Annotated in this window: 18 protein-coding genes and 2 pseudogenes; 15 read left to right on the top strand and 5 right to left on the bottom strand. The window is 46.2% G+C overall.

Translation table 11 applies throughout. The features are described 5' to 3' along the window. Positions 1-2 precede the first annotated feature (2 nt). The 14 genes and pseudogenes from fsa to NC238_08145 all read left to right on the top strand — a co-directional run bounded on the left by fsa (position 3) and on the right by NC238_08145 (position 10,360). Positions 3-644, top strand: coding sequence for a fructose-6-phosphate aldolase (fsa, locus tag NC238_08210; GenBank protein MCM1565920.1), 642 nt, complete (start codon positions 3-5; stop codon positions 642-644). A gap of 16 nt (positions 645-660) precedes the next feature. Further along, the gene (gene glpX / locus NC238_08205) at positions 661-1,635 is read left to right on the top strand and encodes a class II fructose-bisphosphatase (protein ID MCM1565919.1); all 975 of its coding nucleotides are present in this window, start codon (positions 661-663) and stop codon (positions 1,633-1,635) included. A 126-nt stretch (positions 1,636-1,761) separates the two neighbouring features. Continuing rightward, complete coding sequence (gene rpmE, locus NC238_08200; protein ID MCM1565918.1) at positions 1,762-1,962, top strand: 50S ribosomal protein L31; 201 nt, start codon at positions 1,762-1,764, stop codon at positions 1,960-1,962. An 86-nt stretch (positions 1,963-2,048) separates the two neighbouring features. After that, a complete protein-coding gene (locus NC238_08195) occupies positions 2,049-2,927 on the top strand; it encodes a DUF1385 domain-containing protein (protein MCM1565917.1) in 879 nt (292 codons plus the stop codon). Between the two features lie 28 nt (positions 2,928-2,955). After that, a complete protein-coding gene (gene prfA, locus NC238_08190; protein ID MCM1565916.1) occupies positions 2,956-4,023 on the top strand; it encodes a peptide chain release factor 1 in 1,068 nt (355 codons plus the stop codon). Positions 4,024-4,055: 32 nt separating this feature from the next. After that, positions 4,056-4,934, top strand: a complete 879-nt coding sequence (prmC, locus tag NC238_08185; GenBank protein MCM1565915.1) for a peptide chain release factor N(5)-glutamine methyltransferase — start codon at positions 4,056-4,058, stop codon at positions 4,932-4,934. Positions 4,935-4,991: 57 nt separating this feature from the next. Beyond that, positions 4,992-6,110, top strand: a complete 1,119-nt coding sequence (locus tag NC238_08180) for an L-threonylcarbamoyladenylate synthase (protein MCM1565914.1) — start codon at positions 4,992-4,994, stop codon at positions 6,108-6,110. Further along, the gene (locus NC238_08175) at positions 6,101-6,649 is read left to right on the top strand and encodes a manganese efflux pump MntP family protein (protein MCM1565913.1); all 549 of its coding nucleotides are present in this window, start codon (positions 6,101-6,103) and stop codon (positions 6,647-6,649) included. The genes NC238_08180 and NC238_08175 overlap by 10 nt, the downstream gene beginning before the upstream one ends. A gap of 42 nt (positions 6,650-6,691) precedes the next feature. Continuing rightward, positions 6,692-7,141, top strand: coding sequence for a low molecular weight protein arginine phosphatase (locus tag NC238_08170; GenBank protein ID MCM1565912.1), 450 nt, complete (start codon positions 6,692-6,694; stop codon positions 7,139-7,141). Positions 7,142-7,199: 58 nt separating this feature from the next. Then, complete coding sequence (rpiB, locus tag NC238_08165; protein MCM1565911.1) at positions 7,200-7,643, top strand: ribose 5-phosphate isomerase B; 444 nt, start codon at positions 7,200-7,202, stop codon at positions 7,641-7,643. Positions 7,644-7,695: 52 nt separating this feature from the next. Beyond that, positions 7,696-8,259, top strand: coding sequence for a TIGR01440 family protein (locus tag NC238_08160; protein MCM1565910.1), 564 nt, complete (start codon positions 7,696-7,698; stop codon positions 8,257-8,259). Between the two features lie 120 nt (positions 8,260-8,379). Beyond that, complete coding sequence (locus tag NC238_08155) at positions 8,380-9,627, top strand: serine hydroxymethyltransferase (GenBank protein MCM1565909.1); 1,248 nt, start codon at positions 8,380-8,382, stop codon at positions 9,625-9,627. A gap of 22 nt (positions 9,628-9,649) precedes the next feature. Next, positions 9,650-9,745: pseudogene (gene upp / locus NC238_08150) on the top strand (uracil phosphoribosyltransferase). A 159-nt stretch (positions 9,746-9,904) separates the two neighbouring features. Beyond that, positions 9,905-10,360, top strand: a complete 456-nt coding sequence (locus tag NC238_08145) for a dCMP deaminase family protein (protein ID MCM1565908.1) — start codon at positions 9,905-9,907, stop codon at positions 10,358-10,360. Positions 10,361-11,177: 817 nt separating this feature from the next. Here the strand turns inward: NC238_08145 and NC238_08140 are convergent. From NC238_08140 to NC238_08130, 3 genes and pseudogenes are all read right to left on the bottom strand, one after another. Next, positions 11,178-11,417: a DUF2922 domain-containing protein gene (locus tag NC238_08140; protein ID MCM1565907.1), complete on the bottom strand. Its 240-nt coding sequence runs from the start codon at positions 11,415-11,417 to the stop codon at positions 11,178-11,180. 38 nt (positions 11,418-11,455) lie between these two features. Then, positions 11,456-11,683 carry a DUF1659 domain-containing protein gene (locus tag NC238_08135; GenBank protein MCM1565906.1) on the bottom strand — a complete coding sequence of 76 codons (228 nt, stop codon included), beginning with the start codon at positions 11,681-11,683 and terminating at the stop codon, positions 11,456-11,458. A gap of 88 nt (positions 11,684-11,771) precedes the next feature. Then, positions 11,772-12,341: pseudogene (locus NC238_08130) on the bottom strand (DUF3102 domain-containing protein). A 185-nt stretch (positions 12,342-12,526) separates the two neighbouring features. On the opposite strand from NC238_08130, the gene NC238_08125 reads away from it, so the two are divergent. Further along, positions 12,527-13,957: an IS1182 family transposase gene (locus NC238_08125; protein MCM1565905.1), complete on the top strand. Its 1,431-nt coding sequence runs from the start codon at positions 12,527-12,529 to the stop codon at positions 13,955-13,957. Positions 13,958-13,987: 30 nt separating this feature from the next. On the opposite strand, the gene NC238_08120 is transcribed toward NC238_08125, so the two are convergent. Then, a complete protein-coding gene (locus tag NC238_08120; protein ID MCM1565904.1) occupies positions 13,988-14,272 on the bottom strand; it encodes a DUF3102 domain-containing protein in 285 nt (94 codons plus the stop codon). Between the two features lie 329 nt (positions 14,273-14,601). Continuing rightward, complete coding sequence (locus tag NC238_08115) at positions 14,602-16,245, bottom strand: transposase (protein ID MCM1565903.1); 1,644 nt, start codon at positions 16,243-16,245, stop codon at positions 14,602-14,604. Between the last annotated feature and the right edge of the window lie 207 nt (positions 16,246-16,452).

The raw sequence follows: 16,452 nt of genomic DNA, 5'->3' as shown, positions 1-16,452 counted from the left end.
CTATGCGTTTTTTTCTTGATTCAGCCAATACAGAAGAGATTTCCCGGGCATGGGACATGGGAGTCATCGCCGGTGTTACGACGAATCCTTCTTTGGTAGCCAGAGAAAAAGAGGACTTTCACACCCTGATCCATAAAATTGCCGGGATCGTCGATGGCCCGATCAGTGCGGAAGTCATAGCGCTCGATTATGAGGGTATGCTCCAGGAAGCCCGGCAGCTCGCAGATATTCATCCAAATATTGTCGTCAAAATTCCAATGACGCTTGACGGTTTGAAAGCCGTCAAGACGCTGCGGGAAGAAGATATCCAGACGAACGTTACATTGGTGTTCAGCCCTGTTCAGGCACTGATGGCAGCAAGGGCGGGAGCCGCTTATGTCAGCCCTTTTTTAGGAAGACTTGACGATATCGGGGAGGTTGGCATGAATGTCCTGGCCGATATCTGCGAAATTTTTGAGGTCCATGATCTGGACTGCGGGGTGATTGCCGCCAGTATCCGTCATCCTGTTCACGTCCTTGAAGCGGCTAAGATCGGCGCGGATTTTGCGACAATACCTTTTGGCGTTTTGAGCAAATTATCCGAGCATCCCTTGACAAGTGCAGGAATTAATAAATTTTTGGATGACTGGAAGAAGTTAAGTTAAGAAGGGTGAAAAAGAGATGGAAAGAGAATTAACCATGGAATTTGCCCGGGTGACGGAAGCAGCAGCACTCGCTTCAGCGCGCTGGGTAGGAATGGGACAGAAGAATGAAGCCGATGATGCGGCAGTGGAAGCTATGAGATCTTTGTTTGATACCGTACACATGGATGGGACGGTCGTGATCGGCGAAGGAGAAATGGACGAAGCCCCGATGCTTTACATTGGGGAGAAACTTGGCACGGGCGAAAAGCCCGAGGTTGATGTTGCCGTCGATCCCCTCGAGGGAACAAATCTTGTTGCCAAAGGAATGCCGGGAGCCATAGCGGTTTTAGCTGTGACCAAAAGATATGGACTTCTGCATGCCCCGGATATGTATATGGATAAAATTGCTGTTGGTCCCAAGGCTGCAGGACGTATCCATCTGGATGCTCCGGTTGCCGAAAATCTCGAGAACATAGCCAAGGGACTCAATAAGAAAATTCAGGAACTTACGGTGGTTATTCTCGACAGGCCCCGCCACAGTGAGATCATCCGTCAGGTAAGAGAATGCGGCTCCAGAATACGCCTGATTACCGACGGTGATGTCGCTCCGGCTGTCGCCTGCGGGCTGGAAGGCAGCGGAGTTGATGTGATGATGGGGGTCGGCGGAGCTCCTGAGGGAGTGCTTGCCGCTGCTGCCCTGCGCTGTATGGGCGGGGAAATGCAGGGGAGACTTTGGCCGGAGAATGAAGAAGATGTTGAAAGAGCCCGGAAACTGGGTATTATGGATATCAATAAACTGCTGACACTCGATGATCTGGTCAATACGGATGACATCTTTTTTGCGGCAACCGGAATTACCGAAGGACCGCTGCTTAAAGGCGTGATATACAGCAGTGAGGGTGCCACGACGCACACTGTGGTGATGAGGGGCAAGACCGGTACGGTCCGTTTTATTGAAGCCAAACATTGTTTTGCCAAAAAGCCCAAATATGCAATTAAAGGTGCCTGCTAAAACGCTGCGAAAAGAAGCCTTCTGAATTGTTTTTTTCTTGACCGAAAGGCAAAGAATGTGCTAGAATATTTAGAGTTGACTGTATTTGATTGAGACGGATCTGATTGGGAAGGAAGGTGACGGGTCATGAAAGAGAAAATTCATCCGAAATATGAACAAACTACCATTAGCTGCGCTTGCGGCAATATTATAGAGACAGGTAGTACGAAGAAGGATATCAAGGTCGAAATTTGTTCCAAGTGTCATCCTTTTTACACTGGAGTTCAGCGATTTGTTGACGCTGGTGGACGAGTCGATCGTTTCAAAAAGAAATACGGTTTGCAATAACAACGGTCTGAAGCCGTTGCCTGTAAAAAACAAGGAGCAGAGCGTAAGCTCTGCTTTTCGGTTATTAGGCCTGGAGGTTTAAATTTATGGAAAAACCTGTTCAATATGGAGGGCAAGCGCTGATTGAAGGCGTAATGATGCGCGGGCCACGGGCGATTGCGATGGCTGTTCGTCTACCCAACGGAGAGATTGAAGTAACGACCCAAGATATTCATCCCTGGTCTCAGAAGCCAGTTCTTAAATTGCCGATCATTCGGGGTTTTGTTGCACTGCTTGAATCTTTGGTAATTGGAACCAAAGCTTTGATGTTTTCCGCCGACCGCGCTGTCGGCGAAGAAGAAGGAGAGGAGCTTGGCTTTTGGGCGATGGTGTTAACGATCGTTATTGCCTTTGCTGCCGGACTCCTGTTATTTGTCGGAATACCGACAGCTTCCGCTCATTTATTGACAGATATTTTTCCGGGTACCGTACTGCAAAATATTGTCGAAGGCCTCATTCGTCTTATTGTGTTATTTCTATATATCCTTCTGATATCCAGATTAAAGGATATTCAGAGGGTATTTCAATACCATGGGGCAGAACATAAAGCAATATTTGCGCATGAAGCTGGCGTGGAACTGAATCCGGAAAACATCCGAAAATACTCCAGACTGCATCCCCGGTGCGGGACGAGCTTCTTGCTTATTGTTGTTGTCGTCAGTATCTTTGTTTTTGCCTTTTTGGGCGTGGATCCTCTGTGGTGGCGTATCGTTTCCCGAATCATCCTGATGCCGCTAGTAGCTGGAATTTCGTACGAGCTTTTGAAGCTGTCAGGGAGATTTTCCAAATCGATGTTTTTAAAGTGGATCATAGTTCCCGGCCTTCTGCTGCAGAAGCTTACGACCAGGGAACCGGACGACTCCCAACTTGAGGTTGCGATTGCTGCGCTTAACGGGGTACTCGCGACCGGACAGGAACTTTCATAGATAAAATTCATTTGGGAGAGGTTAAAACATGCTAAACAGGCTCGAAGAGATAGAAAAAAAATATGACGACCTGACAGAACTCCTGGCCAAGCCGGAGATCATCGCCAATCAGGCTGATTTTCAGAAATATGCCAGAAGCCAGTCGGCGCTTACAGATATAGTCGCAGTATTTCGAGAATATAAAGAAATAAACCGGCAGATTGAAGATCTGAAAGGCATGCTTGACGAGGAACGCGATCCTGAAATGAGAGAAATGGCCGAGGCCGAACAGGATGAATTAACAAAGAGCAAAAAAAAGCTGGAAGAGGATTTGAAAATCCTGCTCCTGCCGAAGGATCCGAATGATGAGAAAAACGTCATTATGGAGATTAGAGCCGGTGCTGGCGGAGATGAAGCGGCTTTGTTTGCAGGTGATTTATACAAGATGTATACAAAATATGCCGAAAGTCAGAACTGGAAGACCGAACCCTTAAGTGCCAGTTTCACGGATATTGGCGGCTTTAAAGAGATTATTTTTATGATCGAAGGACAGGGTGCTTATAGCAGACTGAAATATGAAAGCGGTGTTCACCGTGTTCAGCGGATTCCCGCGACCGAATCCGGCGGCAGGATTCATACGTCTACCGTGACGGTTGCCGTACTACCTGAAGCCGAGGAAGTCGATGTTGCGATTAACCCGAACGATATCAGGATCGATATTTTTTGTTCCAGCGGCCCTGGTGGTCAGTCTGTAAATACGACACAGTCGGCAGTCCGCATTACCCACTTGCCGACGGGGATCGTGGTCTCTTGCCAGGATGAAAAATCCCAGCACAAGAATAAGGATAAAGCCTTAAAAGTACTCAGAGCCAGGCTGTTGGAAAAAGCTCAAGAAGAGGCAGCCGGCGAGATTGCCCAGGAACGTAAAAGCCAGGTAGGGACAGGTGACCGCAGTGAGCGCATTCGAACCTACAACTATCCGCAGGGCAGAGTTTCCGATCATCGTATCGGCCTTACACTGCATAAACTGGACAGCATTTTGATGGGTGACATCGAAGAAATCATTACGGCATTGATTTCGGCCGATCATGCCGAAAGGCTCAAAGCTTCGGTCTAATGGACAAAGATGAAAGCAGGAGTTTACCGGGTATGACAGACAGACCTGATGCTCATCGGCCAATGGAGCTGCTTCGGCAAGGCACACAGTATTTAGCGCAGTGCGGGGTAGCTGACGCCCGGGTAGAGGCGGATCTTATTCTGGCCTTTGTGCTTAAAACGACGAGAGACAAACTATATGCCGAGCGTGACAGGGTAATCGCTTCCCCGGAAAAAGAGATCTATAATGATTTCCTGAAACGACGTGGTCAGAGGGAACCACTTGCTTATCTGCTTAAGACCCGTGAATTTATGGGTCTTGATTTCTTTGTGGACCCAAGCGTTCTGATCCCGAGGCCAGAAACGGAACTTCTAGTTGAGAAAGTCCTGAAATTGGGCAAGAATATAGGTAGAGAACGAGAAAATGAGGAAGTTTCTACAAAGGTTCTTGATCTTTGCACAGGCAGCGGGGCAATTGCCGTTGCTGTGGCCTATTATTGGAATCAGGCGTCCGTTGTCGCTGTTGATATGTCTTCTGAAGCGTTGACTGTCGCTAAAATCAATGCGGCCAAGATGAACGTGAATATTGACTTTCGTCTGGGAGATCTTTTTGCACCGGTACAGGGAGAAAAATTCAGCCTGATTGTTTCCAATCCTCCGTACATCTCAGAACAGGAAATTCTGGAGTGTTCGCCCGAAGTCAGGAAAGAGCCTGTCTTAGCCCTGCTGGCTGGAAAAGATGGTCTGGATTTTTACCGGAGGATTGCTATGAATGCAACAGAATTCTTGAGCCATGGGGGAATAATTTTGGTGGAAATCGGGTATTCCCAGGGAACCCAGGTTCGGGAATTATTTAAGGCCGCCGGATATCAAACCGAATTATTTTCTGATTACGCTGGTCTGGATAGAATAGTGCTGGCCCGCAAGGAATAGTATTTCGTTAATAACCGGTTGAAACCGCCGTTTGGATAGGGCCACGAAGGAGCTGTCATGGAGACAAAAAGAATTCGGCTGAGGCCGGACAGCATCATACAGGATAAAGAATTGCAGGAAGCAGCAGCTTTGCTCCGACAGGGCGAAGTCGTGGCATTTCCTACCGAGACCGTTTATGGGCTTGGCGCCAATGCGCTGGACAGCGAAGCCTGTGCCAAAATATATGCGGTAAAAGGACGACCTTCGGATAATCCGCTGATTGTTCATGTTGCTTCCTTGGACGAAGCACAGCAGCTTGTCCGTGTTTGGCCGCCGCAGGCTGAAGTCTGCGCGCGGAATTTCTGGCCAGGACCTTTAACGCTGGTACTGCCCAAGAGAGCACATATTCCGGAAATCGTCAGCGGAGGACTGGACACGGTGGCGGTCAGAATGCCGAGTCACCCTGTTGCCCTGGCCCTGATTGAAGCAGCGGGTTGTCCGTTGGCCGCGCCGAGTGCGAATATATCGGGGAAGCCCAGTCCGACCAATGCGGAGCATGTTTGGCGGGATCTGAAAGGGAAGATTCCGTTGCTGATTGATGCCGGATCTTGTACAGTGGGTCTTGAATCGACGGTGCTCGATTTGACCGGGGAACTACCAACAATTTTGCGCCCGGGAGGAATTACGCTTGAACAGCTTCAGGCAGTGCTGGGGAAGGTCGAACTGGACCGCAGTGCTGATCACGGACAGCCGACCGTAGAGCCCAGATCGCCTGGTATGAAATATAGACATTACGCACCGGAAGGTAAAATCATTTTATTCAGTGGTAGCACCTCTGAAAAAGCTGAAAAGATGACGAAATATCTGAGGAACAAAAACAACGCGGCAAGGACTGCAGTACTGTGTTTGGACGAAACGGTCGCCAGACTGACCGGAGATACGACCGGCAAGGCCGATATGATATTTGCACTTGGTTCCAGGAATAATCTTGATTCAGCTGCCAGCCGTCTGTTTGAAGGACTGAGACTGTGTGACGAGCAAAACATCGACACCATTCTGGCGGAGGAGATTGCAGAAGAAGGAATAGGGCTTGCTTTTATGAACCGTTTGAAGAAAGCAGCTGGCAAAAAAAATTTTGGTCCAGGGAGCAGGTATCTCAATCTGACCGATACTAAGGAGGAAAACACTTGGAATTAATATGGATCATAGCGGTATCAATAGCACTAGGGATGGATGCCTTTTCCTTCTCGCTTGCTTTGGGAATGATTGGGATCGACAATAAAACAGCGCTGCGGTTGAGTACTGTCGTGGCAGTGTTTCATGTTTTCATGCCGCTTTTGGGTTTGTGGATTGGACAGAAACTTGGACTGCTGTTTGGCAATGTTGCAGTTGGGATCGGAGCTGTCATTTTGCTCTGGCTTGGCAGTAAAATGATTCTGGGTGCCATTCGGGGATCGGGAGAAAAAAACATCCCGAGTTTAAAAGGATTCGGAATTTTCGTTCTGGCAGGAAGCGTCAGCCTTGACGCACTGAGTGTCGGATTTTCTCTGGGTACGTTTGTCAGCATGATCCTGCCGGCAACCCTGATCATGGGTTTTACAGCAGGTATCATGACAGGAGGCGGTATTCTTCTTGGTCGAAGAATCGGCACCTGGGCCGGCAGCAAAGCGGAAGCCGTCGGTGGCGGCATCTTGTTTTTGATTGGCCTGAGAATGGCCTTCGGTCTTGTTTTCTAAGTCAATCGAATTTTAATTTACTAGTCCGGAAAAGAGGGTATAATGATATCTATGAAAATCTTGTTTGTTTGTACAGGAAATACATGCCGCAGTCCGATGGCAGAAGGTCTTGCCCGCTTATATTTTCCGGAAGGGTATGAGCTTTTCTCGGCCGGGATTCAGGCTTTGGATGGCGATCCCATCAGCCCGTATGCAGGGGAAATTCTCCAGGAAAAGGGAATTGATTCCCAGCGGCATCGGGCGGTCAGGCTGCAAAAAGATACGCTCGCTGCTGCTGATCTGATCCTGACAATGACCAAAGCTCAGAAAAAAGTACTGTCCGGTATTTATCCGGAATATCAGGATAAAATCATGCAACTCGGAGAATGGTCCGGTTTGGATAAAGAAATTTCCGACCCATGGCTGGGATCTCTGAAAACATACAGGTTCTGTGCGGAAGAAATTGAAGAAATGATCAAAGCCGGAGTACGGCGGTATCGAGGGAACAGTTAGCGCCTGTAAATGCTAGATAAAAAATGATGATAAAAACTACGGAGTTCAGGAGGCAGAAATGAAAATTGCATTGGGTGCAGATCATGCAGGATATCAGCTTAAGGAGTGCATCAAAGAATTTCTTGCGGAAAAAGGCCACGAGATTCTAGATTGCGGTACAGACAGCGACAGTTCCGTTGATTATCCGGGGTATGGCTTCAATGTCGGGAAAGCAGTGATTGAAAGTAAAGCGGATTCTGGAATCGTGGTCTGCGGCACCGGAATAGGGATTTCCATCGCAGCCAATAAAGTCAAGGGAATTCGGGCTGCCCTTTGTACCGACAGTTATATGGCCAAGATGGCGAGGCAGCATAATAATGCCAATATCTTAGCACTCGGAGCAAGGGTAATTGGTCAGGGCGTTGCGCTGGATATTGTCGAGACTTTTTTGACGACATCCTTCAGCGGGTGGAAACATGCCAGAAGAGTAGATATGATCAGCGATTTTGAGCAGCGATCTTAATTTTTTAGGCTGAGGATACTGGCCCAAAAAATAAGAAAGGCGTGAGGGTACTATGACGGATAAGAAGGAAATGCTTCGGCAAATCAAAGATGAGTGGGAGCATATTCTTCAGGCATTTGAGGATACAGCTGGACTAAAGCCTGGGCAGCTGCTGGTTGTCGGCTGCAGCACGAGTGAAATTATCGGGGAAAAGATTGGCAAAGCAGGCAGCAAAGAAGTGGCTGATGTTCTGTTCGAACCACTTCGGAGATGGGCGGACAAGCTTGGGATTTTTCTGGCGGTTCAATGCTGTGAGCATTTAAACCGGGCGCTCATCGTGGAAAGAAGTACGGCTGACAGGCTGAATTTTGAACCCGTCGTGGTGATACCGTCGCTTTCAGCAGGCGGGGCAATGTCCCTGGCTGCCTGGGGAAATTTTTTCGATCCTGTTGCTGTCGAACAGATTAGGGCTGATGCAGGGATCGATATCGGAGACACGTTGATTGGCATGCATCTCCGCCCGGTCGCTGTTCCACTAAGGATTGACGTCCGAAATCTCGGCGCGGCTCACCTTAACCTTGCCAAAGCGCGGCCGAAATATGTCGGCGGCCCGAGAGCTGCTTATCCCTGCGACTGAGGCGGCCAGGACAGAAGCTTATACGGAAGCATATGCTAAACAGAATGATTTTAAGGTTGATAAGATGCCAGAAAAGGAAACAATATTCTAATTATTTTTATGATAGAGGTGGATATTCAGATGGATTATATTCAGAAATATTTAGCGTCCCAGGACCCTGAGGCAGCAAAAGCCATAGAGCTGGAAGAAAATAGACAGGAAAATAAAATTGAACTCATTGCTTCGGAAAACTTTGTCAGCAGGGCAGTTATGGCTGCTCAGGGTTCGGTCCTGACAAACAAATACGCTGAGGGATATCCGGGAAAACGTTATTACGGCGGATGCGAGTATGTTGATATTGTTGAAAATCTGGCCAGGGAAAGAGTTAAAAAACTGTTTAATGCGGAACACGCTAATGTTCAGCCCCATTCAGGAGCACAGGCCAATACAGCAGTTTATTTTGCCATGCTGAATCCTGGGGATACGGTTCTGGGCATGAACTTGTCGCATGGGGGGCATCTTACGCACGGGAGTCAGGTCAACATCTCGGGAAAGTATTTCAATTTTATTGAATATGGCGTTGATAAGGAAACAGAACGGATCGACTACGACAATCTGCATAGACTGGCGCTTGCTCATAAACCAAAGATGATTGTCGGCGGAGCGAGTGCTTACCCTCGTCAGATCGATTTTAAACGGATCAGAGAAATCGCCGATGAAGCTGGCGCTTATGTGATGATTGATATGGCGCATATTGCAGGTCTGGTGGCGGTCGGTCTTCATCCGAGCCCCGTTTCCTATGCGCATTTTGTAACCAGCACAACCCATAAAACCTTAAGGGGGCCAAGAGGCGGGCTTATTCTCTGTAAAGAGGAATTCGGGCCGAAGATTGATAAAGCGATATTCCCCGGAATTCAGGGCGGCCCGCTGATGCATGTGATTGCAGCCAAGGCCGTTGCTTTCGGTGAAGCTCTTCAGCCGGGATTTGTTGAATACCAGCAGCAGATTTTGCAAAATGCCCAGGCATTAGCCAAAGGATTTCTAGCAAGAGGATTCCGTTTAGTTTCAGGCGGTACGGACAACCATTTGCTGCTGCTGGATGTCAGACGCAAGGGGCTGACCGGCAAAGAAGCTGAAACACGGCTGGACAGTGTCGGCATTACCGTGAATAAAAATACGATCCCGTTTGATCCTCAGGGGGCCAATGTAACGAGCGGTATACGGATCGGTTCGCCTGCGGTCACGGCCAGAGGGTTGAAGGAAGCCGAGATGGATCTGATCACTGAGGCGATTGACCTGACGCTGACTGCCGGCAGTGATGCTTCAAGAATTGCCCGGGCCGAAGCGATTGTCAAAGATATTTGCGGAAGATTTCCTTTGTATAAGTAACTTAAACTAAACTAACCTAACCTACGTTGCGGCCATCGATCAATGCTTAAATGAATCCACCTATATCGTTCCGGGACTCGGAGATGCCGGGGACAGATTGTTCGGATCAAAAGAATAAACAACAGAGAAGAAGCAGAAAAATGAACAGAAAAAGATCCTAGCAGATATAATGACAGCAGCGTCTGGCACGAGTATACTAAAAATAGAGAATTATCTTAGCAGACAAAAATTCAGTGAACTTTTTGGCGAAGGAAAGCGGAATGCGGGGAGTAGTGTGATGAAAAATCAAACCAGGCCAGCGTGGGACGAATATTTCCTTGATCTTGCCCAGCTGGTGGCCAGGCGGTCGACCTGCTTAAGGCGCAATTATGGCGCAGTGATTGTCAAAGACAATATTATTGTTAGCACAGGTTACAACGGCGCTGCCAGAGGGGAACCCAATTGCATTGACATCGGGGAATGTGTCAGGGAACGGTATAATGTTCCCAAAGGGGAAAGATATGAGCTTTGTATGGCGGTTCACGCTGAACAAAATGCGATTATTGCCGGTGATCCCGTAAAAATGCAAGGAGCCACAATCTACATATCCGGCTATGAATTTGATGGAGAACAAGCATCGGGGGAACCCTGTCTGCTGTGCCGGAGAATGATTAAAAATGCGATGATCAAACGGGTTGCTTATCTTGATGAAAACGGTAAAAAGAAAAACATCCGATTTGAGACGAGCGAGTAATATGTCCATCGATGAGGGTGCTGCCCTGAAGACTTTAATCCTTTAAACTTCAAAAAGAGTATAACCAATAAGCCTGCCCGAAAGGGTGGGCTTAATCTTTTCGGGAAACAGGGAAAATCAGACTGTCTGTTTAAGCGGAGATAGGATGACTTCATACCCTAAATTTTGAAGTAAATGGACGTTTCATTTTAAAATACGATCCCAGCAATTTATTGAACCGGTGCAGATCCTTTATAGGTTTGTCGGCTGCCCTGCGTGCTCAGTCTGCATGAGTAAATAATAAGACTATAAAACAATAGCATAAAGTGACAAGGATATTGAGGATTTGGCCAACCTCAAGGGAAAAGAAGAATGTTTGCACACTGGATTAGGGGTACTGCCAGAAGCAGGATAATGGGAGCCGGATGAGCTGAGAGGTTCACGTCCGGATCTGGTGTACCACGAAAGGCAAAATGGTGATGGAGGAAGGCCCTCCGGTGGGGACTAGATAGGTAGACCTGCCAAACAGCCCTATGCTGCTGTGGTCAAAAACCATGGTAGTTCCTGACATAACGGTTTTGCTCATATTCAGTTAGCCATGTTTCAATTGTATTCCTGTAAGGATCCATTTTGGATGTTCTGAGGTTGAGGATATGATGATATCTAAGACGGGTTATGCACTATTTCTTGAAATTTTTATAGTTCAAACTTAGCTAAGGGTTCATATAATAATATGAACAGTGATCAGGCAAAAGATGAGCGGGGGCGAGGTCGCCGGCAAATCCTAATTGCCGTCGGCCCGCCCCCGCTCTTAATCTCTAATGCCGGTGCTGCCCGCTTACACTTGCGGAGGATCGTAAAGGTCATTGCTCGTTGTTTCGATGACCTTTATATCCTTTACCCCTGTAAGGGCACCGTTTGTCGTGAGGAATATCCCGCCTGCTATAAGCGCGTTCATAACGCTCATGGCTTCAGTGAGCTGAATATCCTGCCTCGGTTGGGGAACCGTTAGGGAAAACGTGTTCCCTCCGGCAGTTACAAAAGTTAATCTTGCTGTTCGGTTGGTGGTCACAGCCAATTGAATCACCCCCTTCATGCCTGAAATTACCCTCTGGTTTACTCCTCATTTGTCAATTCATCCGTTCTTCTGAAGTAAACGTCAAGCAGGGTATATTCCGACAGGCTGAAGATGGCATAAGCCGCCTCATAGACAGCTTGATTCGAAGCATTGTAAACAATATTGTTAAGGGTTCGCTGTTTGGTTATCGGAGCGCCGGCGGGGTCGACTCCGGTCTGATAAACCAATACCAGAGCCGCGCCGGATGGTGCTGACACAACGGCCATTCCAATCATCTCCTTTCCCTTTGATTGGACAGCTTACGGCTGTCTTGTACATACTATGCTTGGCTTGTCCAAAGGTTCCAAAAAAAAATCAGGAATTAACTCTAAGCGGTTTCCTGGGGGGCGGCCACTCTTTAATCGTCTCCGCCATGTATTCAATCAGCCGGTTGGCTTCTTTTCTTTTTTCTTCTTTCAGGTTGGGATCGATATGGGCCAGATTGGTGAGCGCTGTCGTCAGATCGAAGAAGGTATCGGCGATCGTTTTGCTGCAAGTATCGCATTTCTCTACATACTTGATGTAGGCGTCTGGGTCACGTTCGGTTTTAAGGTTGTGGGTAAAAGGGGCAGTTTGACCTGCAGAAGAAGCTATACTAGCAGAGAGAGCTTCTGCTTTGATATTTTCCGGATTCGTCGGCCTTGACGGGGTCTTAGCCTCCTCCTTTTTTAATTCGGAGATTGTGCTGTCGATCGTCTCCAGCCCTTTTTTAAGTGCTTGATTCTCCTGAAGAGCCTGTTCCTTTTCCTGATTGGCCTGGTCTCTGTCCTGAAGCGCCTGCTGCAGCTTCTTGGTGGTCATACCGCCGACATCATTCTGCTCGATGAATTCCTCCCGCTCCTCTGCCGGTAAACCCAGAAGGAGGAGGGCCTGGGTGTAAGTCATATTCGACATTGAGGGTCTGTTGACAAACGGTGTAGAATAACTCAATTTTAATATTTGACAATTTTGAAATTTACTATACTAGTGTACTCAAATTCTAAACGACGAAATTTAAAACTTTCCCCAAGGTCTTGTAAAATCAAACGATATCACCCTCTGGAATGGTATAATGAAATAGGGTGATGACGATGATGACAGAGCAAAAAAGCAGACAAAATCGGATGCTGTGCGTATTAATGGAAGACCTTGTACCTAAAGGACACTTCCTTCGGAAGCTGGATGCGGCAATAGATTTCAGCTTCATATATGAAATCATGAGGCCGGTGTACAGTGACATAGGACGACCATCAGTCGACCCGGTCATTTTAGTAAAAATGCTACTTATCGGCTATTTGTACGGGATAGATTCGGAGCGAAAGCTCGAGGAAGAGATTACGGTCAACATCGCCTATCGCTGGTTTCTTGGCCTTGATCTGGAAGACAAAGTCCCGGATCACTCCGTCTTTTCCCAAAACCGCAAGCGCAGGTTTAAGGATACAGAAGTGTTTCAGGAGATATTTAACACAGTGGTTAAAAAATGTGCTGAAGCTGGACTTATTGGCGGTGAATGCGTGGTTATGGATTCCACGCATATCAAAGCTAACGCTGCTAATGGCAATGCAGAGGAAGTGCTTCTCATGGAAGGGCCGAATGAGTACTGGCAAAAACTAAATGACGAATATGGCCAGGACATCCGGCAAAAAAGCGAAGATGCCGACATGACTGTGACCATAAAAAAAAAGGCCGTCTCCGATCCTGAAGCTGGATGGATGCACAGACATCCCAAGCCGGCAGGATTCCACTACCTTTGCCATCAAAGCGCAGATATCCAATACGGTATCATAACAGACGTGCATGTTACGCCGGGAGATGTGACAGATGCTCCCTATTGTGTTAAACGTATAGCATACCAGAAACAGAAACTAAAAATACCGTTCCGCTTCGCCGGATTGGACAGCGGCTATGATACAGTCGCAGTACATCATGGTCTCCACAAGCTTGGAATTAGAGGATATATCCATCTGAATACCGGTCATAATGCCAGTTGGCGCAAAGAAAGAGGCCTGTTTTCAATTGATGATTTCAGATATGACGGTAAGAATGACTGCTATATCTGTCCAAATGGTTGCACATTACATTACATAGGCGTAAGAAAAGTGCGTTATCGAGTTGGTAAAAACTATGTGTCAAGATCACAAGATTGTAAAAGCTGTCCTTTGAAAAACCGTTGCATTACCGGAAAGGCTAGTTATAAGGAGGTCCGACGGGATTTCTATCAAGAGGATCAGGAACGCAATCACGCTTTAATTGGTACTGCTATCTACCGACATGTAATGCGAAAACGTCAAGTGATCAGTGAAGGGAACTTTGCTTTGCAAAAACGATGTCACAACTTAAGGTTTACCCGAAAACGAGGCGTCTGGAAGGTTCAAGAACAATGCTTCCTTTCAGCAATGGCATTAAATCTTAAAAGACTAGTGAAATATGGGACAGCACCGCTCTTGCCGGCTGTCCCATATCTTCTTTATATTCTAGATGTTGTTTTAAAGAGAAATATCCGATTAAGGCCCGTTTACTAAGTATATATATTTCATTTTAAGCCAGGTTTGTCAACAGACCCTTGATGTCGATTTTGACGTGTCCAATCCGTCAGAGAAGTTTGGCCCGTACTCTTGGTAGAGTTTGATCAGTCTTTCGGCAGTTTTCTGGGAATAGCTCACAGACTCTGCCAGCCACTTACCCCATTCCCCGTGTTTGACCAGATCCTTGGCTTCCAGCAAACGACGGCCGATTTCAATGGCACTGGTGAGCAGAATTTTTTTGGTTTGGCAGGTTATCATATTTATTTCAGCCGCAATGACAAGCGGCGTACGTTCGCTGGCCGGATTATCCATACCGCCCGCCCTTTCATTATGAGTCTAATTACAGCATATGCGGATAAGCTTCGGATGGTGAGGGCTTGGCTTTTTATAAGCCGGCGGATCATAGAGGAAATATAACAGATGCCAAGGATATTATTTCCAAGTAATTTTGAAAAGGGAACATATGCTTGGTAAAATGTATATATGATTCCACTGCTGAAAACAGTTAACTTCTTCTCAACACTTCAATAAATGGTAAATAAAGTAATGTATTTCTTCTAAAACTTCATCCAGCAGTATAACTGGTTTGTTTTTTAGATCCTTAGCATGTGTTTGTTCACTCTTTTTAGCCCTTTCTTTTGTTAAACAGTGACAGGTATACCTTGGTTAGGCTTAAGCAAGTTTTTCACTTTCCTTCGGATATCCCCTTGGAAAAATCGGGTTAGCTGACGAAAATTATGGGCAATAAGCTTTGTTCCCATAACCAGATTACATTTTGGGATACCTCTTACACTTAATTTGTCCGCATCTTGAGCCCGCTTTAACGCTGAATTTGTTCCTTCAATAGCAGCTCGTTTACTTGTGGCTTCCTGGCGATTTCCTTGATCTTCAATTTTTAGGCGATTTTCTTCGGAATCTAAGCTCTTCTGGCTTACCCGCACTACGGTATCATTTTTCTGAAATTTGACCCGGCAATTTTCTCTAAGGGGACATTTGTCACATGTTTGACGGTTGAAATGAGCACTTAAGGTTCTACTCTTTTCATCGAAATCTGCCCGAATTGGTTCTTGCTCTGCCGGGCAAAGCAGGATCTTTTGTTTATCTTTAATCTCAAAAGCAGTATACGGAAGTTTTTCGCTGGATTGTTTACGACCTGTCATATCCGTGTAATGTACTTCAATTCCTTGGCTTTGGGCCTCCCTTGTAACTTCCGGACTATAATAAGCACCATCCGTATATAAATCTTTAACTCCTTTTTCCGCAAGGTTGGGAAGATCTCTTTTAAGCAATTCAATGTCACTGGTTGTATTGGGGGCAAGGTCATAATGGGTTACGATTTGAACTGGATTTTCATCAGCACAGGTTTCGGCTAGGTTTAGAACATAGCCCACATGTTTTTTGCCGTTTTTGTTGTGATAAGTTGCATCTGGATCATAAGCGGATTGTAGAGATTTTGCAGATATTTCTTTATTATCTTTGGCGATCCAGCGATTTTGTTCTTCACTAAATGTCGCTTGTTCTTTTAGGAAACGTTCTACAAGCTGGGTGGCAGGATTTGCTTTAAGGTCAGGTTGCCCTTGAGCCAATTGAAGGACTTCCGAACAGGATTCGATTAAACTCTGAATGCGGGATTGAGTGTCTTTTCCTTTAAGTTTATAAAGAAATTGCGTCTTGTAATCTGGTTTAAGAAAGATTTTTAAGGAGTCATTCAGGATGTTTTCAGGAAGTGCTTTTACTCCATTGACTAAAACATCATAGGCCAGCGAGAGACGCCCTGCTAGTTTAATATTGGACATAATCTGCGTTGAATCCATGCGTACTTCATCCGTATTAAGTTTTGCAGCTTTAATGAAATGATCTGTAAGCTTCTGAAATTGAACAAAGATGAGGTCTGCTTCTTCCGGATACTCCAGCGAATAATTATATAGTCTGGCTCTAAACTCATACAGCGTTCGTGGTGCAAAATAGCGTTCGCCTAAAGTACGAAGGCCTAAAGCATAAGAAATTTGAAAGTTATAGGCATATTCATCAAGTAGTACTTCATCGGTATAATCTCGGATCTCTTTGATTAAATCAAGACTCATGAGGATGTTTACCGGAAAGTTGGGACGCCCGTTATCGCTAGAGTATAAAGGTGCAAATACGCTTTCATCAATTTGGCAAAAAACGTGCTGATAGAAAAGTGCCGCCCAGGATTTCTGAAGTTTCTGAGCGAGTCTTAAGTCCATACTATCGAGACTGCTAAATAAGTTTTCTTGTAAATGTTCATTATTTTTACGAAACATCTGCAACACCCCATAAAATCAATTTATCTCTTTCATCCAACTAATTCTTAGCTTATACTTGATAATTCGATATCGAGAGATAAATTTCCTTCTGAAAAACAAGGACTTCTAAGGGGTTTTTGCAGTAGAATCATATATGATTTGTTGAAAATGATGAGTATATTTGTGGTTATGGCCGAACATTCATCAGATCCATACACCAATAGA

Source organism: Dehalobacter sp. (genome assembly GCA_023667845.1).
GTDB lineage: Bacteria > Bacillota > Desulfitobacteriia > Desulfitobacteriales > Syntrophobotulaceae > Dehalobacter.
The sequence above is the reverse complement of the archived record's forward strand: the minus strand, read 5'-3'. Positions and strand labels throughout refer to the sequence as shown.